Genomic DNA, 17252 nt, shown 5'->3' with positions numbered 1-17252 from the left:
GTCATGTTCCTCACGGAGTCCAGCAACTATCCCTACTCCAACCACGTCCCCTACTGGATGCCGGAGTCCAGGCGGGGCAGAACCAGTACCCACAGATCGGCCAGCTCTACCGCCCAGGGGTGGGAGGGGAGTTCCTCTTCCCGTACTCCTCTACGCCCTATCATTCGAGTTCGACCTCGCCTTCGGGATGTACTTGTACTTCGTCGACTTCACGTCTCCTAACGAACCGCCAAACGTGACCCAGCTCTACGTGGGCCCCACCTTCCACCCCAGCCCAGCCGACGCGGTGTCGTTCACGGTGGAGTACTTCAGCGACGGGCTGGCCCAGGTTGTGGCTAAGCCACGGGGAAGGAGACCTCTAACTGCTCCCTGGGCTTCTACCCTGCCTCGGAGAGTACTGGACAGCGGTGGAGGGGGTCACGGCAGACGGGACTGGCGACTGGTCAGTGCTCTCGTGGGAGGTAGCCTCCATAGGCCCCCTCTCGTCACCCTCTACCTCGTTGAGCACTGTCACCAGCACCGCTACTGTGACCAGCACAACCACAGTGACCACCACCGTCACCTACACCACCACGGTGATTGGTGGATACGCAGTGCTTACCACTACGGTCTACCTCAGCGCTCCCCCGTCACAAGGCTCAAGTTCTCTCCCGCCCTACTTAGTGGATACGGTAATAGCCCTAGTGCTAATAGCGGTAGTGGTCGTGGTAGTAGTGCTCTTAGTGAGGTCCAACTACATGCGAGCCTTGACGTAAGAGGTGGAGGTATCCATCCCGAAGGGAGATCCACTTTTAATTACCGTTGTCCTCCGTTTTGACCGCGTCCTGCACGCCTAGCCCTCAAACTCTTACGCGTCCGTCCTAGACGTTCACCGAAAGGCGTTTATGCCATTTTGTCGAAGAGATGTTATGGAGGCTCACAAGACTGACTGCGGGGAGTTGAGGGATCTCCTCTCCCACCCCTTACCCCGCCGTATCATCGTCTCCCAGGACTCCCCAGGGAAGGTGAAGGAGGCCCTTGCGTCCGTGGGGATCCTTAGTGCGTGGAAGGTGGACGACGGTGAGCTGGCAAAGGGGTTAGCGGAGGCTGCGTCTGCTCTAAGGGGGGTCGCGTCCATGACCTTGAAGGAGCTTTGCCAAGAGGGCCTTGATACACACGGAAGGGAGATTAGAGAGGCGTATGAAGCGTTGGACAGGGTAAAGGGCGTGGGCCCTGCCATTGCCTCTGTCCTCCTCTACTTGCTCAACCCCTCCCTTTTCCTGCCGTGGGACTCGCAGGTGGCCGAGCTCTACCTAGGCAAGTCTAAGAACCTCACCGCCGAGGACTACCTGGAGTTCTTAAAGGCCTCCTGTAAAGCCCTCAGGGAGGTGGAGGAGTGCTTGGGAGGGGCCTCGGAGAGCCCTGGAAGTCTACTTCAGCTCTTGGACGCCTACAACAAGCTAAGGGCCCTCAAGGCCAGGAGACAGAGGGAGGGACTCGTACCGCTGACCGAGTGGACTTGACATCAAAAGCTTATATAGAAAATTTTCGTAACATTTACCATGAGAGTTCGGAGCCTAGAAGTGCTTTTCCTGCTAGCTACGCTCGTCTACCATCCAGGCACACCCTTACGTAAACTCCCACTTATACGCACCGCCTAAGCTGGTCAGCGTACCAGCAAGGGCCAACGCTACCTTGAGCTGGACCCTTTCGCCGTTTGGCGTCAACCCCTATGCCTTCCTCTCATCAGAGCCGGCCCTAATGGGGATAGCTGACTACGGCGTGGGACCCAAAGGGCCCTACGTCAGGGAGACCACCCAGTGGATGGGGGCGATCTTGTTGTACAATGACGTCTCCCTCTCTTCCACGAACGCCCCGTGGTCTATGTCATTCCAGCTCAACGTGAACCTGCACTACGTAGTGGGGAATCACGAGTACGACCTATGGGTCCAAGACGTTATGTTTTACAACACGTTAACGTCCAATGTGTGCTTTGAAAACAACATTGTGCTTTGAAAACATATGGAACTTCTCCGCCCCCAACGCTAACGTTACCTCACTGCAAAGCAACGGAGGTATATACGTGTATCACGGCGTCCCGTACTACGCCTATACTGCATTGGGCTACCCGGTAGCCCCACTGTTATCTTTTACCCCACCACAATATACCTCTTGGTCAACGTGACCACAAACTCCCTCAGCGAGCCGGTGATAAATAAGAAGACAAACCTCACTATTTAGGGCGAGGAGGAAGTCAGCAAGCCTATCTCGCTAAAAACTTGTCAGTCTCGCTGTCGGGGCGCGGAAGTTCACAGCTTGTCGAAGTCCATCTCCTTCAAGTGGGGTTCAGCTATAACGTACTCTCCCTCACTTGCTCTCTCAACTAAGTTATAGTTCACAAGGGCCTCAAGTACTAAGTTGAACTCCTTGTCGTCCACCTTCCTCCTTGACTTCTAGGGCAAACTTTCCGTCCTTCCACCTCCTATCCACCTTTATTGACGACAGTGTGGCCAAGTAGAGCTTTCTGTCCCTGCCCTCGAGGAAGTGGTTTAGCTCCTCGAGCATCACCTTCTTGCCCTCCTCTACGGCGACCCTTAGAGACTCCTCACCGCGTAGTAGTTGCCGAAAAAGGTCAGCCAACAGACTACGCCGTCCAACCTGTTCACTACCTGCCCTGCTGTCGTCGAATTCCGCCTTTAACTCCTCCATGCCCTTCTTTAGGAACTCCACTGCGTCCTTCCTATCGAAAGGCCTAAGCTTTACCTCCACAGGAGGTCTGGCGACCAAAGGGGATCCCTCCCTTGGGTTAAGCAAGGCCTTGACTAGACCCACGTAAGAGCCAGAGAACATGAACCTCACCTTTGGGTTGCTTGCGAAGACGTTGCCCAATACCTCCAGCAGTTGCCCAGTGACGGACAAGAGCTCTTGGACTTCGTCAAGCCCTATTACTACGTCGCGGTTTATAGACAGGAGCAGCTCGATCAGTCCCCTCTTGACGCTCGACCTGCTCCCCTTCTTTACCTCCACACTGAAGGGGCCCAGGTTGATTTCGACGCTTATGCCCAACTGCTTGAGCAAGTTCCCCCTGTTCATCTCCGAGACAAGGAGGGACAACAACCCCTTAAGGGTCTTAACCCCCCAAGTTTAGGTAGACTCCCTCAATCCCCCTCTTTCCCAACTCGTTTATGGCTACCCTCATAACGCTCGTCTTCCCTATATACTCCTTTGCCCACTCACTATTGGAGCTGTTCGGGAGAGAAAAGGAGGTAGAGTAATTACCCAACAAGTGGCCTTTAGGAACTGGATCTTAGTTCAGTTTTCGGATGCAGGTCGAAGAGCGTAGTTGCTCACCCCCACCAGTTACTGGTGACCCACCAGTTAATTTCTGTTCTTCTCCTCATAAGCTTATAGATACTTAGTTTTATTGACAAAAAGTTCACGATCAGAGGTATCTTTATAAAGATTTCACGTCTAGCGACTCTATTTAAATTAAGGATTTATGGCTGTGAAAGCCTCCTCACCCTTGGATTATCTCAGCCCTAGCCTTAAACAGCTCTCTTTACTTTTTGTTAGTTGTGGAGTAATTAACGGTTACATATATCTAACGAACTCAAAGCTGAGTTATGATAGACTTTCAGAATCACATCTCATAAATAATTTTTAACAAGGACATAAATAGGCATTACGAGTGATAAAGAGAAAAGGAAAACGACATAAACATTATCCTCCTCTCCATTATTAAGGCGTTAATAGCGGAGTTTGCTGGATCGCTGTTTTTACTATTGTTAGTTTGCAGATCTGTCGTAATAACCATGGCATATTTAGGTTCAATATCCTTACCTTAATGTAAATGAAAGAATTATTTACTTTCTTTCAATTCTTTCATGCGCTCCCCTTTTACTAACTCATGAGTTACTCATAGTGAACGCAATAAGGAATCTTCAAGTCCTATAGGTTATACTGAAACGTATTATGTTCCTGACCCACTCCCCGCCCTAAAGGGCGAGGTTTGCCTTCTTTTTTTATTAGCCACGTTCTTTAGGATCACATCTTTACCGTTATTTTTCAGTCCATCAAGTAGCGACTTAAGGGGCGAGTTATCAAAGACTAGCTTCTCGTTAAATTTAGCGTAAAGAATTATAAATTTGCCTGGATCAAAAAGTTCATATGTCCTAACAATTGACGAATACGCGCTTTCTAGGGTTAGATCAGACCTGTTTATTGGGATAACAGCGCACTTCATACCTTAACATAATTTTTGAGATATATCTCTTCACATGACCCGCAATATCGCAGTACCCTCCCGGTTAGGTCCATCAAGAGACTCCGTATGTTAAAAAAGGTAGAAGTGGTTTTAACGAGGAGATGAACTTGTCCACGTTACCGCACCAGATAAACAGCTCCTTCTAACCCTAAGACACTTTCTACAATAAAAAATCAATTTATATCAAAACAAGTTTTCCCCGCCCTCTGTAGGAACTAGAGACGGGAAATTCACCAAGTTAGTACTTTCAGGAATGGAACACGAGAAAAACTTCCAAAGAAGAAGTGTATTACCCAGAGGTAGACGGACAAGCGGTAAGCGCACCGAGATCTTCAAAGAACGCAGTATACCCCTTAAACGGGACGCTCATCAATGACACACGTCTAAACAGGAGAGGGGTAGCGAGCCTAAAACGCTAGCGTCTGCGTCAACGTCTGAAATGGGACTACAGCCACGGTTTACGTCTTCGCAGTACCCATACTCTCTCTATACTACAGTCACGTTATACCTCTTGGCCAAGTTAGATAAGCCCTTATCAAACGTAGCCAAAGGCAGTTTCCTATAAATCGAGTGGGAGAGGATAACTAAATCGTTGTACCTAGAGAAGGAGAGCTTCTCTTCCCTCATGATATCTAAAGCCCTCCTTATGACCCCAACTTCCTCGCATACGACCTCCGCTTTAGGGTCGTTAATATAAGCGTTGACGTAGTCCACGTTTTCAACGTTGTTAGCCCTCAAAAACCACACTAGCTCGTGGACGACTATTGAAGGAATTACCCACCTCTCAGAGCTGTCTAAGACCTTCTCAGCCTCCTTGTGGAAAGGCGAGTCCTCAACTAAGTCGTAGATGATGACGTTGGTGTCAACTAAGACTTTCACGCATACCCCTCTCTATGCTCTCGTTTACGTACTCAATTGAAAGGGGCTTCTGTAGTCTGATCCTAGGCCTCTTTGAGATCACCTTCCTTACCACTATGTGGTCTCCTTCTACCGCAACCTCTAGGATGTCACCCTCCCTTATCCCCAAAGTCTCCCTTACAGAGGAGGGTATGGTTATCTGGTAATTCCTGGTCACCTTCACCCTTTCCATAAATCACTATTAAACCTACTAGTATATAATTCTACCTACCTAATATATAATTCTATCTACTAAGGTTGCGTCAATTGATCTTGGCGTAAACATGTTGTCTACTGTTGTTGTTGACGATGGTACAGTACTCTTTTATAGGGGTTCAGCAGTTAAGATTACTTCTATTTTCAGAAGAGGATTGCTGAACTCGATAAGTTAAAAAGTGAGGTTGAGAAGGTTCAAGAACAAGAAGCTAGGGAAGAAGTGTTGAGGGATAAGCTATTCGCTAAGCTTTACCGTAGGCTTGTTCATTATTATAGGACTTTAGCATCTCACCTCACCAAGACTTTGTGGTCTTTGGCGTCTCCGCCGTTTACTTGGGCTATCCTAACTTCATTTCTCAGGATAAGGGTAACAAGTTTACTTCAAATATTTGGTCTTATCGCAAGTTAATAGACGCATTAACGAATAAGCTTTACGAGTACGGCATAATCACGTACCTAGTGATTGAGTACAATACTTCGCGGCTCTGCGCTTACCACGGCGTTAAGGTTGACAGAAGGCCTAGGGGAGTCGTTAATTGTCCTTTTGGCCATAAACTTCATAGCGACGTCAACGGAGCGTTAAACATTGTGAAACTAGGAGTGAAGAAGATTGTCAACGCTTTGGCTCTTTCCTTTCTCTTCACATCACGGGGTATCTCCCTTAAGGGGGAGTAACGCCTTAGACCTATGCAGAACCCTCGCAGGGCGGGGAGTAGGTCAGATTATCTCGCTCACATCTTACGTGAAACAAACTAAAATACATCCTTAGATTGCGACCGCCATCGCGAAACGTGGATATATCTACTCAGCGCAGAAATCACAAAACTTCTAAACCACACTCATCTCCTCGTCTTCACTTACTGTCCGCGAACATTTTGTTTATTTCCTCACTTACCCTTTTTTTAGCCTCCTCCATCATTTGGTTGAGGTTGACAACTTCGTATCTAACCCTCTTTGAGGCTATGGCGTCCCTTATTTTCTTCTCCCTGTCCGTTAGCGAGCCCTTCCCTGTTTTTACCTCAAAGAAGATTACCTCAGGCTCAGAATGGTCCGACAGCCCCTTAAAAGCGATGAAGTCCACTGGAGTACCTAAGTGTCGAAAGTCCTTTGGGTTTAACCCCGTATTTCTCAGCTATAAGTAGTGGCGCAAACTCCTCGCCAATCCTACCCAAGAGCGTATTTATCGACTTCGTTATGGCATCCCTTCTAATCTGCTCCTCTAACTGCAGCTTCCATTTATCCAATTCTGCCTTGTATTTAGTTTCAGTGGACTGCTCAATTTGCTTTCTTATTTCGTCAGCGTGTTGTTGAACCCATTGTGAGAACATTGATTGCGCTTGTTGTTGTAGTTTATTTATCTTCCTGGAGTAGTGAACTACGATTGCTACTATAACCAAGAGGAGTAGAAACGATAGAAAAATGCCAAAACCCATCAAGTTGTTATTTGGTAGATGTTTATAAGGATTTCTGTGTGTGGATAACAATTTCATCACTCCATAAAACTCAATTTTATTCAAACTAATACTCATTGATTTCGAATAAATTGCATGAAAAACATTTTTCATCTTGTCGTTGTGTTCCTTGTTTCGTGCTTTTTATATCTTCCGAACACTAACATTCTCTAATTTAAGGAACTCTCCAAAATACTTTTCAATAAAGAAAATTCAATTTATATCAAAATAACAAAATTGTTGTCCACACACTCACTTATCAGTGATATGAAAGTAGCCAAACCCTCAGCTCTGGGTGAAGTCTAAGGGCGATTATTTATGAAACTAAATCTTATTATAAGACTTGATTTTCAATCGAAAAAGATTTTTTTGCAATCTTCGCCATAGCTTTTCTCAAGATTTGCATTATTGCTGATTTGGATACTCCTAACTCTTCAGCTAATTCCTCTAACCCAATTCTCTTTGGTGTATCAAAGAAACCTTTATTTACAGCTAATCTCAAAATTTCCATTTCTTTATGTGTTAATTCGTTTTGAATTGATAGGATAGGATCATAGGGGTTTTCGACTACTTTAAGTTCATAAGTTAGCTCTCTTATCTTAGGCAAAACCTTCATAAATGATGACGACTCAGCAACGATATTCCACTTTTCAATTCCACTCATGATGTTCTCCTTCATCTCATAAACTAAACAATCCTTAAATAACATTCCCGCTATTCTTCCATCTATCCTCTCTATTGAAGCGTATACTGCCTTTATTCCATTTTTACTCTTATATTCATTCACTAGATCAAATCTCAATATCGTTTTATTCTTACTTATAATCTTCAATATCTTTTTATATACGTCCTTATCGCTGGCATATATTATCCCTATGATATTTTCCAACGTATCATTCATGTAAGGTAATCTCTTAATTACCTTTACATATAACTCGTCTTCACTAAACTTCTCAGTATAAAGTGTCCAATCATCATGCGTAAGCATTATTGTGTAACTTTTTATCATTAGTATATCTAATTTGTCATGCGAATTTAAAGATCTATAGAAGTTTGACTGTAATTCTTATCTAACTAGCATCTAATTATTTCACTATATCGAGTTTTTTATATAGAAGAATTGGAAAAAAGGAATAAAAATATTAAAAAGTTTTACTTCACTCTTTTAATTAATATTCTAGTTACACCATTATCTTGTTTAATATCTAATATCTGATTACCAGTCCTCCTAGCCCAAGCCTCAATATCTGGCTTAGCAGCAGGATCAGTAGCTAAAACCTCCAAAACCTCACCAACATTAATCTGCTTAATAGCCTTAGCAGTCTCCAAAACGGGACCAGGACAATACATACCCCTAACATCCAAAGTCTTAGAAATCCTAAGCTCCGACACCAAGAAACACCGATTATTAAATAGTATTTAAGGTTTAAAAATTATTCTCTAAATGCAACTTTTAAATAAGATAAAGTAATATAATACTTGTCTCACTCATATTTGACTATCTCCGCATTATTGAAGTCTAGAAACTTTTTCACTAAATCTTCATTATAGTAATATAACCTGAAGAAATTACTCCTCGCTTTTGTTAAGACCCTTTTTTACGTAAGGTATTTTAGAACAGAACTCTGAGTTTAGGTCTATCTTCATCTTTCTGTTAATGACTTCTAAATCTCTTATCAGCATCGAGAAAAACATATCGTTTTTATCAAACCCATAGTCAGTTGGATCTTTAAGATTAGTTATGAATAAGTAAATACTATATAATCTATTGCCTATTGCCTTCTGATTCATATACCTACCATTAAGCAACGCTGATATATAGAATGGCAGGGAGATAGGAATTCTTCTTAATCTCACTTCGTCCAAATTATTACCTGCTCTAAAATAATCTGTCTGAACTCTCCATATTCTTTTTAACTTACTTATCTTAGAAGAGGCATACCTACTTTCTCTTAGACCAATGACCCTTGAGTTAAATCCTACCACTAATGGGAAAAATGTGTCTATTCCTACCCTCGTTACTAACTCACTATCCTCTGCCGCGTTTAGGTCTTTCCATCCTCCCTTTCCCACAACAGTCTCTTTATATGCAATGAAAGTTGGTTGAAATCCACTTATACTTAGTCTATTAATGTTCAACTTCATAGCCTTTTCAAGATTTTTATTATATATTACGTCTAAATCAACGTAAGCCGTTATGGAATTATCTGGACAATGCCTAATAGCGTAATCCCTTCCTTTTCCTCTAGAAGATTTGTATCTCAAAATTGTTAAATTGTATTCTTTTTCCATTTCTTTTAGAATCTCATAAGTTCCGTCTGTGGAAAATGAATCTACTATCACTATTTTATCGTATATAGGAGAGAAAAAGGATTTGACACTGTCTCTAACGTAGTTAACGTTGTTGTAAACTGTACCATATAAACAATGATTCATTAGGAGAAACTAAAATCAGGTAAATTATTAAATTTAATTCTATATATTCACTTATCATTAAGGGAAATTTATATGATAAAAGTCCCTATATGTAGCACGCTGAATGGTCAGTATAGATATAAAGAGAGTAGCTGAAGGAAAGGTTATCGTAATTAGAAATATTAAGAGACCTAGTAAGAGGTTAATTGCAATTGGCAAGGGATTAACTACAAAGGTTAACGTGAATATTGGAACCTCAAGCGAAGTTGTAAACTTAAACATGGAATTAGAGAAAGTTAAGATTGCCAATAGATGGGGAGATACGTTAATGGATTTATCGACTGGAGGCGACTTAGACTACATAAGGAGAAGAATCATAGAGGCTAGTGATTTACCTGTGGGAACAGTACCAGTATATCAAGTATTCATAGAGTCATTTAAGAACAGAAGTGGTGGGGCGTATTTCTCAGAGGATGATTTGCTAAATTCTGTAGAGAAACATTTAAGGGATGGAGTTGCGTTCATGACTATCCATGCAGGAATAACTAAGGAGATGGGAATTAAGGTATTGAAGAGTAGCAGGATAATCCCTATAGTGTCAAGGGGAGGTGATATGATATTAGGTTGGATGGTACATAATAACTCTGAGAATCCTTACAGAAAGAATTGGTCATATATGTTGGAAATATTCAAGGAGTATGATGCAGTGATATCGTTAGGAGACGCTCTGAGACCTGGAGCTATTGGCGATGCACATGATGAATTCCAGATAGGAGAGTTAATAGAGACCGCTAGATTAGCTAAGGATGCCATAAGGAAGGGTGTTCAAGTGATGATTGAGGGACCAGGGCATATTCCATTAAACGAAATAGCCTGGGACGTTAAGTTAATGAAAAAGCTGAGTAACGGTGTGCCGTATTATGTTCTTGGTCCTTTGCCAATAGACGTAGGAGCACCTTATGACCATATCGCATCTGCAATTGGTGCTGCAATAGCTTCAGCCTCTGGAGCTCTATTATGCTACCTAACCCCAGCTGAACACTTAAGTTTACCTAATGTTAACCAGGTGGAGGAAGAAGCAATTGCTTATAGAATAGCTGCCCATGCAGGAGATGTTGTAAAGCTAAAGAGAAGGAAATGGGACGATGAGGTAAGTTACTATAGAGGAAAATTGGAATGGGATAAGATGATAAGTAAGTTGATATATCCAGAAAAAGCTATGGAGGTATATACTCAGTTTGGAAAACCTAACGTAAAGGCTTGTACAATGTGTGGTGGTTATTGTCCAATGATGTGGGCTATAGATCAAGTTAGAAAGTTAGGTCTATAATTTTTATTCTACCACTTTACATATAAATTATGGTAAGGATAAAGAAAAGAAATGGAGAATACGAGGAGTTTAACGAAACTAAACTATATAACTCAATTATTGCAACTGGAGCTTCTCCAGAAGTAGCTCACGATATAGTAGAGGAGGTTTAAAAAGAGGTTAAGAGAAGGTATGTCTACGGATGAGATAAGGAGGATAGTGATGATTAAGCTCAAAGAATTAGATCCTAATGCATCAGAGGCTTGGAAGTTTTACGATAGGATAATGAAGGGAAGAATAACTTTTGATGATGGGAAAGCGATAGTAGTGGAAAAGGGGCATTTATATCTAGGAAGGAAGGTTTCCGACTTTGGTGGTAAAGGGCTCATAAATTCTGATCAAGTAAAGGAGATATTAGACGAGTTACAAGAGGACTTAGATTATGGTTTGAGTAAGGCAACAATTAACGCTAGACTATACGCATTGTTTATGGGTGTTTTGAGAAGTAAGCAAATTGCCCAAAGACGAGAAAGAGAAATCAGTCAAATTGATCAATGAGTTTAGGGAGAAATTAGGATGGAAGCCTTTCCCATTCTCCCTCATATTATGAAAAAGAAATATTAGCCATCTTTCCAATTAAATCATATGGCAAGTCAAATTGACGAAATGATTGAAAGACTACTAAACGACCAAAAATTCATCACAACATTAACTAATAAAATCTACGACAAACTCAAGGACGAAGTAATTATAAAAAAATTAGAAGAAAACACCAATGCAATAAAAAGTTTACAAGAAGCGATCAAAGCATTACAAGAAACCGATAAACAACTGGGTGAGGAGATAAAGAACTTGCAGGAAGCGATCAAACAACAAGGCGAGATATTGAAGGAACATGGGGAAGCGATCAAGAAGCAGGGTGAGGAGATAAAGAACTTGCAGGAAGCGATCAAACAACAAGGCGAGATATTGAAGGAACATGGGGAAGCGATCAAAGCTTTACAAGAGGCGGTTAAGAATCAAGGTGAAGCAATTAAGGAGAATTCTCAGCTTATTGCTAAGTTAGCTACTGAGATTGGTAGTTTTACTAGTAGGGCTGGGAAGGGTTTGGAGAGAACCATTATGATGGTTTATAAGGAGGCTTTAGAATTACACGGTATAAATCCAGCTAATGTTAAGCATGGTAGTATTGTTGACACTTATGGTATTATACAAAAGGGTAGAATATTTGAAATAGACTTTTACGAAACTGACGATTACATTTACGTATTTGAAGTCAAGAACTTCGCAGATGAAGGAGCTCTAGAACAAATACTCATAAGAAAGAAACTAATTCCACAACTATTCAACAAACCCATAAAAATATTTCTAATAGCAAACTACGTCGACAAAAAAATTAAAGAAGAATTAGAAAAAGAAGGAGTAACAATAATAACATCCATGATAGTAGAATAAAAAACCTTAACTTTTGTTTAATCATTCTCAATTAACATGTAAAAATTTAGTAAAAGAGATTAATTTGGCTGAGAGATGTGTGAGTAATTATGTTGTTTTGATATAAATTGTGTGCGGACAACAATTTAGTTATTTTGATATAAATTGAATTTTCCTTATCATGAAAGTTTTTTGAAGGAGAGTTCCTCATTAGAGAATGTTGGTGTTTAGAATCTCCAGAAAGCATGAAATACAATGACGAGATGAAAACGTTCTTCCTACAATACAATTTACTCTAAATCCTTTAGCATGAGTTGAAGTAAAATTGAATTTTATAGAGGAGAATGAAATTCTTGTCCGCACTCGCTACTAAGGTAAAAATGGTAAAGCCTTATTTAGAGAGAAGGTCAAAGAACTAAATATTTCATACGTTAATAAGGGATAGAGTATGAAAGGAGCTTTTATAATTAGAGTCATAAAACGCTAAAACGCTATGTATACTCTACCTATAAAAAATTTATCTGTATCTGGATTGTTATAATTCGGAGCTTTACATTAATGGAGTTAAATGACTTTACGGGCATCATAGGCGCTTTACAACGGTCAGGTAAACTAAGGTATTATAACAAACTTCTTGTATTTTTGTTCAAGTTTGTTATAGAACTTTAGATCGATTGTCAAGAGCTTATCGTTGTTTATCATAGCAAGCTGTAAGAAGGCTGTATCGTAAAATGAGGTCTTCTCCATTAACGCTAACTCGACGGTTTCATCTATTATCTCCCTTACTTTAGTTATCTCACACATTTTGTTCAAGAAGTCTATTGCCAGTTTTAAGTTCTTCAGCACATATTCTTGATTCTCGCCAAATGATATGATCCTCTTCCAAGCTACATTAGATACTTCTGCGTAAGCGAAATCCAGTGTTTTGCATTCCTCACTACCGCTATTAGCTATTAATTTTCTTACCCTCTCAGTATAATTATCCTTGAAAAACATTGAAGCTATGGCTGAAGAATCTAGTATCAACTGTTCTCCTCCCTATCCTCTCTTATTAACTCAACATTATCTATGGTCTTCATCTGCTCTAAATACGGCTTAGAGCTTTCAAGATAATACTTCAACAGCTCCTCCCTTATTCTTCGCTTTATATATTCACGGATCTCGGTCTGCCAATCCACATTTACCTTATCCATTAGTTGCTTTAACTCCTTAGGTATACGTATACTAATAACCGTAGACACAATACAATATATGAGTCAACTATATTTATCTTTTTATGAACATACTGCCTGTAAACAGCAATTTGGTCGTTTTAATATAAATAAAATTTTATCAGAAAAAAGTATTTTTATGGCTAGTTCATTTTATGAGAGCGAGAACAGGTTTTATTCCCTCGCCCTATCTAAATAATTAAGGTTTTAATGAAATTGCAACTACCTACTTCTCATTTAATAAGGCTTACTCATCTTTTCAAAAGTAACAAACTAGGAAAAGAAAACTTTTTATACGTATATACGTATATGAAGGTTAAGGTTACGTTATCAATAGATAAAGAGATCTTAAAGAGGGCTAAGGAAATAGCTATTGAGAGAAATACCACATTAAGCAAAATATTCGAACAGTCAATACTAGAGCTCGATGCCCTGTCAGCTATTAATATGATAATAAAGGATTTAGGCATATCGCCTAAGTTAATATCATTCATGAAGTTTTATTTTTGCTTGCGAGTATTACAGAGATGACCGAAACTAAAACCTACTTAAGCACCATGGGATTTAACGAGAGCTTCGTCCTAAGGCTTCTCTCCAGGACTAACGCAACTAGGAACAACGAGCTCGTCATCATAGTTCCAAGACCAGTAGTAGGCGGGGTTGCAGAAGCGATAGACAGTTTAAGGGCATCTTGTTCCAGGATGCGTTACCCTGATCCCAGAGTGGAAGAAGTTGAATTGGGAGACTTTCCGTCAACCCTGTCCCAGGTTTTAGACGTAGTCCTTTCGTCAAAGGGATTAATTTACGCAAATTTAAGCGTTGGACTCAGATCCATGGACGTCCTCATACTTATCGCCGTTCTACTTAGTAGAAAACCGTTCCTTGCCTACCTCATGAGCGAGTCTGGGGAAGGGCACGACATCGTGGTTAAAGGAGATGAAGTGTACTCCCTCCTCAGGGATTACACAGTGGAGGACCTAAAGCTTTTACACGCAATAGGTAAAAAAGGAGAGGCAACGTTAAGCGAGTTGGCAGAGGAACTTGGAAAGAGCGAGAAAACTGTGGTAGGCTAAACGAGCTGAAAAAGGCTGGACTAGTAGTGGTCAAGGGAAAAGATAGAGGAGCTTCGCTCACTCAACTGGGCAACATTTTGCTGAAGTTGAGGCAACTACAGGGAGGTGAAGGCGTTAAAACGCAAGAAAACTCCAGCAGCCTGGTCAGCAAAGCTCAGGGCGAGGTTAGCGTAGGTTAAATACTTAAAAGCGGTACCGTCAACCCTAGATAAGGGGTACCTAGAGTTAAAAACGCTTGAAAGGAAAGCCCTTGCTAGGCAGCTAATTCAAGGTAAAAACTGACCTGCCTGGCTAATTCCTCTGCGTTCTCTTGACTTGTAACGTCGATGCCACGCAATTGCGAAATTCCTTTTTACGAAATTAAAGGCGAGATAAGAAAGAAGGATTTGCCAACAAAAAAGCTCTACGGCTAGTTCTCGACCGCGAGTTTTCATCAAGGTAGCGTAATGCAGGAGTTATGGGAACTAAGAAGAACAAGTCACAAGCTGAAAATGGGTCCGTGGTCAATAGCCCTACAATCAGTCTAATAAAAAAGGGAGCGCCCTCTTGCGTTTTTCCAGCGTTTGCCTCCACGCCAGACTATCACATTTTTCTCGTCCTTTAATTGTCTTACCTCTACAACAACGGATTCGTGGTCCTTCCTAATAGGGGGTGGAAAGACATACTCTCCTATATTGGCAAGCGTTGATCTTCAATAGAGTTGAAAGCTTACATCGTGTGCTTTGAACAATATTATGCACTCCTCGTTGTTGATCTTCAATAGAGTTGAAAGTAACTTCCCCTCGATGTCGGGGGTATTCAAAAAATCCTCCCGTTGATCTTCAATAGAGTTGAAAGTAAACAAAAATAGTCTCGCTGTGATCGTGGGAAACATCATACCCCAGTTGATCTTCAATAGAGTTGAAAGATAACCCAGTACTCACTGCCAATTCTTGAAGATCAAGGTTTTATACTTCTTAACTAAATTTTTCTTAATGTCAACAAAACTTGTAAAGGCGACCTTTCTCCTTTACCCCACTGCAGACGTAATTCTCCCTCCTCTCACTTCAAAGGTCCCAAAGTACATTCTCGAGGGTTTGCCCAAGGTAGGAGAGCTCCTAAAGTCCAGAAAGAAGTACAAGGAAATCTCAATTTCCTCCCTCAAGGTCAACGACAAGTACTTGTTTTCCACCGAAGGAAACGCCTCTCCCCTTAGACTAGAAAAGGGCGAGCGCGCTATTCTTTCTCACTCGCAGTCAAGGATTTGGACCCAGAGCTATCCTTCAAATTCCCAACCAAGCTTCAACCCCTTACGGCGAGTTTAGCTTAAGGCTTGAGGAAATAAAGATTGAGCAAAGCGAGTTGAGGTTCCCCCCCTTCAGCGCGGTCTTTTTTAAAGTTTGAAACCCCAACGCTTCTCTCAAACAAGACAATGCTTCCTCCGAGCTTTAAGCACAAAGAGAAGATAAAGAACATGTACCGCCTGCTTCCCTCTCCTTCTTTGATTTTCGCATCCCTAACTAAGTTGTGGAACTCAATAGCTGAACCAAAGGATTTAATTGTCATTGGAGATCAAAATTGGACTGCCTATATTGTGGGAAGGATGGCTGACGTTATATTTGCTGAGGTAGGGTATTCAATAAAGCCAGTAACCGCCATAGTTGGGAAAGATAATCACGGAAACTTAAGAAAGGCAAGGGGATTTGTGGGCTGGGTTAAGTACGACTTCTTTCTTAACAAAAGGTATAGGAACGTTATGGAAAGGCTTCTTGGCTTGGCTGAGTTCATGGGAGTTGGAAGGTCTAGGGGAATTGGCTTTGGGGTAAGGTGGACAGCGGAGATAAAGTTAAAAAAAGAAAACCCGATTGAATGAAGAGAAGACTCTTAAAGATTTAAAACTAGAATGTAACAGCCTTTCTTAGGACTTTTCAAGAGCCGAAAGCTCGCTCAAGCTTTTCTCTACATGTACTTGTGGTCCTGCCAACTTTCCACGCTTTCCACGCTTAGCAAATCCTTAAATATAAGGTATAAAAAATTGCTTTCGCTTGAGTAAGCTAGCGTAACTTTGCTAAACTCTTCCCTTAGCATTTCCCTTGCCCTCTTTACAGAAACCCTTCTTGACTTCACGCCTTTGGACAGGCTAATTGGAATTAATGATAGGTAAACGTAGACCGGTTCCCCTTTTTGCCTTAGCCAGGCTAAGAAGCACAGCGACACGGTATCAGTTATTAACTCTCTTGAGGTGGCCACGTAAATCTTGTTAAACTTTATCTCCCCACGCATGTCACAGCCCCGAGATGAGGTTTGCCACTTGGACCGCTTTCAAGTAATAACTTACGCACTTCTTGCATTCGCTTTGGCTCTTCTTGCAAGCGTAGTACTCCCTATTTGCCAAATAGGCAAGTTCAACCTCCCTCTTGCTCCCAGAGAGTACCTCAAATAGTAGGTTTGAAAATTTCACGCTGAAGTTGTTTTTGTCGCACTCCCAAGGATTTGGGCTCAAAGCTATTTCAGCAATTGCTCCAGCCTCCTCGTGGATTTTCTTAAACTTTTCGCTTTTTAGTAACCTTCCAACGCTAATCAACTGCCCGTTTGTCACCGTGGCTGGGTTTTTTCCAGTCGGCTCTGCGATGGTGTAAATCATGAGTTGGTCAATTACAGCCTGGGACTTAAGCATCTCGGAAGCCAACCAAATTGCTAAGGCAGTTGACGGCTCAGTGCCTGGCACGTCTTTTGTACTAAGTTCCTTTAAGAGTAACGGAATCATTACAAATTTCTCGTCAACGTCAAGTGGAAAGGCGTAAACCCCAACGTACTCCCCCTTTCCCACTGGAGCCCTTCCTAGCCTTGTTAAAACCCAACCAGCTAAACTAGCCAAAACGTAAGCCGGGGATACCTGGGCCTTGATTGAGGCCTTTATTCTTCTGTAAAAGCCTGGAGTTCTGACGTATTCGTAATATTCCGGCTTTAGCATTGAAGGCGCAGTAACATCGTTGCAAGAGGGAAATTGATGAATTGACGCAG

24 protein-coding genes, 2 pseudogenes and 1 CRISPR repeat array are annotated in these 17252 nt (G+C 41.7%); of the genes and pseudogenes, 13 read left to right on the top strand and 13 right to left on the bottom strand.

Features of this window, described 5'->3' with window-relative positions; all coding sequences use genetic code 11:
• Positions 1–358 precede the first annotated feature (358 nt).
• Positions 359–553: a hypothetical protein gene (locus tag MPF33_05600; GenBank protein MCI2414709.1), complete on the bottom strand. Its 195-nt coding sequence runs from the start codon at positions 551–553 to the stop codon at positions 359–361.
• Between MPF33_05600 and MPF33_05595 the strand changes: the two genes are divergently transcribed.
• The 4 genes from MPF33_05595 to MPF33_05580 all read left to right on the top strand — a co-directional run bounded on the left by MPF33_05595 (position 546) and on the right by MPF33_05580 (position 2164).
• A complete protein-coding gene (locus MPF33_05595) occupies positions 546–755 on the top strand; it encodes a hypothetical protein (GenBank protein ID MCI2414708.1) in 210 nt (69 codons plus the stop codon). The two genes, MPF33_05600 and MPF33_05595, sit on opposite strands and share 8 nt — an antisense overlap.
• Before the next feature lie 153 nt (positions 756–908).
• Positions 909–1502, top strand: coding sequence for a hypothetical protein (locus MPF33_05590; protein MCI2414707.1), 594 nt, complete (start codon positions 909–911; stop codon positions 1500–1502).
• Between the two features lie 172 nt (positions 1503–1674).
• Entirely contained in the window at positions 1675–1995 is a 321-nt protein-coding gene (locus tag MPF33_05585) for a thermopsin (GenBank protein MCI2414706.1), read from the top strand.
• Positions 1973–2164: a thermopsin gene (locus MPF33_05580; protein MCI2414705.1), complete on the top strand. Its 192-nt coding sequence runs from the start codon at positions 1973–1975 to the stop codon at positions 2162–2164. Before MPF33_05585 ends, MPF33_05580 begins: the two co-directional genes overlap by 23 nt.
• A 221-nt stretch (positions 2165–2385) precedes the next feature.
• On the opposite strand, the gene MPF33_05575 is transcribed toward MPF33_05580, so the two are convergent.
• From MPF33_05575 to MPF33_05560, 4 genes are all read right to left on the bottom strand, one after another.
• Positions 2386–3096, bottom strand: a complete 711-nt coding sequence (locus MPF33_05575) for a hypothetical protein (protein ID MCI2414704.1) — start codon at positions 3094–3096, stop codon at positions 2386–2388.
• A 13-nt stretch (positions 3097–3109) separates the two neighbouring features.
• Positions 3110–3265 carry a hypothetical protein gene (locus tag MPF33_05570; protein ID MCI2414703.1) on the bottom strand — a complete coding sequence of 52 codons (156 nt, stop codon included), beginning with the start codon at positions 3263–3265 and terminating at the stop codon, positions 3110–3112.
• 1464 nt (positions 3266–4729) lie between these two features.
• On the bottom strand, positions 4730–5122 hold the full coding sequence (locus MPF33_05565) for a PIN domain-containing protein (GenBank protein ID MCI2414702.1): 393 nt from the start codon (positions 5120–5122) through the stop codon (positions 4730–4732).
• Entirely contained in the window at positions 5106–5333 is a 228-nt protein-coding gene (locus MPF33_05560) for an AbrB/MazE/SpoVT family DNA-binding domain-containing protein (protein ID MCI2414701.1), read from the bottom strand. Before MPF33_05560 ends, MPF33_05565 begins: the two co-directional genes overlap by 17 nt.
• A gap of 329 nt (positions 5334–5662) precedes the next feature.
• Between MPF33_05560 and MPF33_05555 the strand changes: the two genes are divergently transcribed.
• Positions 5663–6031 carry a transposase gene (locus MPF33_05555; GenBank protein MCI2414700.1) on the top strand — a complete coding sequence of 123 codons (369 nt, stop codon included), beginning with the start codon at positions 5663–5665 and terminating at the stop codon, positions 6029–6031.
• 178 nt (positions 6032–6209) lie between these two features.
• Here MPF33_05555 and MPF33_05550 read toward each other — a convergent pair.
• The 4 genes and pseudogenes from MPF33_05550 to MPF33_05535 all read right to left on the bottom strand — a co-directional run bounded on the left by MPF33_05550 (position 6210) and on the right by MPF33_05535 (position 9243).
• Positions 6210–6789: pseudogene (locus tag MPF33_05550) on the bottom strand (endonuclease).
• A 352-nt stretch (positions 6790–7141) separates the two neighbouring features.
• Positions 7142–7816, bottom strand: coding sequence for a helix-turn-helix domain-containing protein (locus MPF33_05545; GenBank protein ID MCI2414699.1), 675 nt, complete (start codon positions 7814–7816; stop codon positions 7142–7144).
• A gap of 143 nt (positions 7817–7959) precedes the next feature.
• A complete protein-coding gene (locus MPF33_05540) occupies positions 7960–8202 on the bottom strand; it encodes a sulfurtransferase TusA family protein (GenBank protein MCI2414698.1) in 243 nt (80 codons plus the stop codon).
• A gap of 174 nt (positions 8203–8376) precedes the next feature.
• Positions 8377–9243 (bottom strand): glycosyltransferase family 2 protein, encoded by an 867-nt coding sequence (locus MPF33_05535; protein MCI2414697.1) that lies wholly within the window; start codon positions 9241–9243, stop codon positions 8377–8379.
• A gap of 124 nt (positions 9244–9367) precedes the next feature.
• Here MPF33_05535 and thiC point away from each other — a divergent pair.
• The 4 genes and pseudogenes from thiC (at position 9368) to MPF33_05515 (ending at position 11986) form a co-directional block, all read left to right on the top strand.
• Positions 9368–10552: pseudogene (gene thiC, locus MPF33_05530) on the top strand (phosphomethylpyrimidine synthase ThiC).
• A gap of 29 nt (positions 10553–10581) precedes the next feature.
• Positions 10582–10704, top strand: a complete 123-nt coding sequence (locus tag MPF33_05525) for an ATP cone domain-containing protein (protein ID MCI2414696.1) — start codon at positions 10582–10584, stop codon at positions 10702–10704.
• A gap of 19 nt (positions 10705–10723) precedes the next feature.
• A complete protein-coding gene (locus tag MPF33_05520) occupies positions 10724–11089 on the top strand; it encodes a hypothetical protein (protein ID MCI2414695.1) in 366 nt (121 codons plus the stop codon).
• An 87-nt stretch (positions 11090–11176) separates the two neighbouring features.
• Positions 11177–11986, top strand: a complete 810-nt coding sequence (locus tag MPF33_05515; protein MCI2414694.1) for a hypothetical protein — start codon at positions 11177–11179, stop codon at positions 11984–11986.
• 591 nt (positions 11987–12577) lie between these two features.
• On the opposite strand, the gene MPF33_05510 is transcribed toward MPF33_05515, so the two are convergent.
• Both MPF33_05510 and MPF33_05505 read right to left on the bottom strand, forming a co-directional pair.
• Positions 12578–12991 carry a type II toxin-antitoxin system VapC family toxin gene (locus MPF33_05510; protein ID MCI2414693.1) on the bottom strand — a complete coding sequence of 138 codons (414 nt, stop codon included), beginning with the start codon at positions 12989–12991 and terminating at the stop codon, positions 12578–12580.
• A complete protein-coding gene (locus tag MPF33_05505) occupies positions 12988–13206 on the bottom strand; it encodes a VapB-type antitoxin (protein MCI2414692.1) in 219 nt (72 codons plus the stop codon). The genes MPF33_05510 and MPF33_05505 overlap by 4 nt, the downstream gene beginning before the upstream one ends.
• Before the next feature lie 279 nt (positions 13207–13485).
• On the opposite strand from MPF33_05505, the gene MPF33_05500 reads away from it, so the two are divergent.
• From MPF33_05500 to cas6, 4 genes are all read left to right on the top strand, one after another.
• Positions 13486–13707: a DUF6364 family protein gene (locus tag MPF33_05500; protein ID MCI2414691.1), complete on the top strand. Its 222-nt coding sequence runs from the start codon at positions 13486–13488 to the stop codon at positions 13705–13707.
• Positions 13704–14249 carry a CRISPR-associated CARF protein Csa3 gene (gene csa3, locus MPF33_05495; GenBank protein MCI2414690.1) on the top strand — a complete coding sequence of 182 codons (546 nt, stop codon included), beginning with the start codon at positions 13704–13706 and terminating at the stop codon, positions 14247–14249. Before MPF33_05500 ends, csa3 begins: the two co-directional genes overlap by 4 nt.
• 683 nt (positions 14250–14932) lie before the next feature.
• Positions 14933–15156: a CRISPR direct-repeat array (repeat unit 24 nt; unit sequence GTTGATCTTCAATAGAGTTGAAAG).
• 67 nt (positions 15157–15223) lie between these two features.
• Entirely contained in the window at positions 15224–15553 is a 330-nt protein-coding gene (locus MPF33_05490; protein MCI2414689.1) for a hypothetical protein, read from the top strand.
• A 107-nt stretch (positions 15554–15660) separates the two neighbouring features.
• Positions 15661–16101 (top strand): CRISPR system precrRNA processing endoribonuclease RAMP protein Cas6, encoded by a 441-nt coding sequence (gene cas6 / locus MPF33_05485; protein MCI2414688.1) that lies wholly within the window; start codon positions 15661–15663, stop codon positions 16099–16101.
• An 86-nt stretch (positions 16102–16187) separates the two neighbouring features.
• Here the strand turns inward: cas6 and MPF33_05480 are convergent, their stop codons facing one another.
• Positions 16188–16511: a hypothetical protein gene (locus MPF33_05480; protein MCI2414687.1), complete on the bottom strand. Its 324-nt coding sequence runs from the start codon at positions 16509–16511 to the stop codon at positions 16188–16190.
• A 1-nt stretch (position 16512) separates the two neighbouring features.
• Positions 16513–17202 (bottom strand): hypothetical protein, encoded by a 690-nt coding sequence (locus MPF33_05475; GenBank protein ID MCI2414686.1) that lies wholly within the window; start codon positions 17200–17202, stop codon positions 16513–16515.
• Positions 17203–17252: the final 50 nt, after the last annotated feature.

This window comes from Candidatus Aramenus sp. CH1, from assembly GCA_022678445.1.
Lineage (GTDB): Archaea > Thermoproteota > Thermoprotei_A > Sulfolobales > Sulfolobaceae > Aramenus.
Note: the sequence above shows the minus strand (reverse complement) of the source record. Positions and strands in the feature narration are given on the sequence as shown.

Coding starts and splice junctions, on each gene's coding strand:
- MPF33_05590 (MCI2414707.1), top strand. CDS start 909: ATGGAGGCTCACAAGACTGACTGCGGGGAGTTGAGGGATCTCCTCTCC.
- MPF33_05560 (MCI2414701.1), bottom strand. CDS start 5,333: ATGGAAAGGGTGAAGGTGACCAGGAATTACCAGATAACCATACCCTCC.
- MPF33_05545 (MCI2414699.1), bottom strand. CDS start 7,816: ATGATAAAAAGTTACACAATAATGCTTACGCATGATGATTGGACACTT.
- MPF33_05535 (MCI2414697.1), bottom strand. CDS start 9,243: ATGAATCATTGTTTATATGGTACAGTTTACAACAACGTTAACTACGTT.
- MPF33_05525 (MCI2414696.1), top strand. CDS start 10,582: ATGGTAAGGATAAAGAAAAGAAATGGAGAATACGAGGAGTTTAACGAA.
- MPF33_05520 (MCI2414695.1), top strand. CDS start 10,724: ATGTCTACGGATGAGATAAGGAGGATAGTGATGATTAAGCTCAAAGAA.
- MPF33_05515 (MCI2414694.1), top strand. CDS start 11,177: ATGGCAAGTCAAATTGACGAAATGATTGAAAGACTACTAAACGACCAA.
- MPF33_05500 (MCI2414691.1), top strand. CDS start 13,486: ATGAAGGTTAAGGTTACGTTATCAATAGATAAAGAGATCTTAAAGAGG.
- csa3 (MCI2414690.1), top strand. CDS start 13,704: ATGACCGAAACTAAAACCTACTTAAGCACCATGGGATTTAACGAGAGC.
- MPF33_05490 (MCI2414689.1), top strand. CDS start 15,224: ATGTCAACAAAACTTGTAAAGGCGACCTTTCTCCTTTACCCCACTGCA.
- cas6 (MCI2414688.1), top strand. CDS start 15,661: ATGCTTCCTCCGAGCTTTAAGCACAAAGAGAAGATAAAGAACATGTAC.
- MPF33_05480 (MCI2414687.1), bottom strand. CDS start 16,511: ATGCGTGGGGAGATAAAGTTTAACAAGATTTACGTGGCCACCTCAAGA.
- MPF33_05475 (MCI2414686.1), bottom strand. CDS start 17,202: ATGCTAAAGCCGGAATATTACGAATACGTCAGAACTCCAGGCTTTTAC.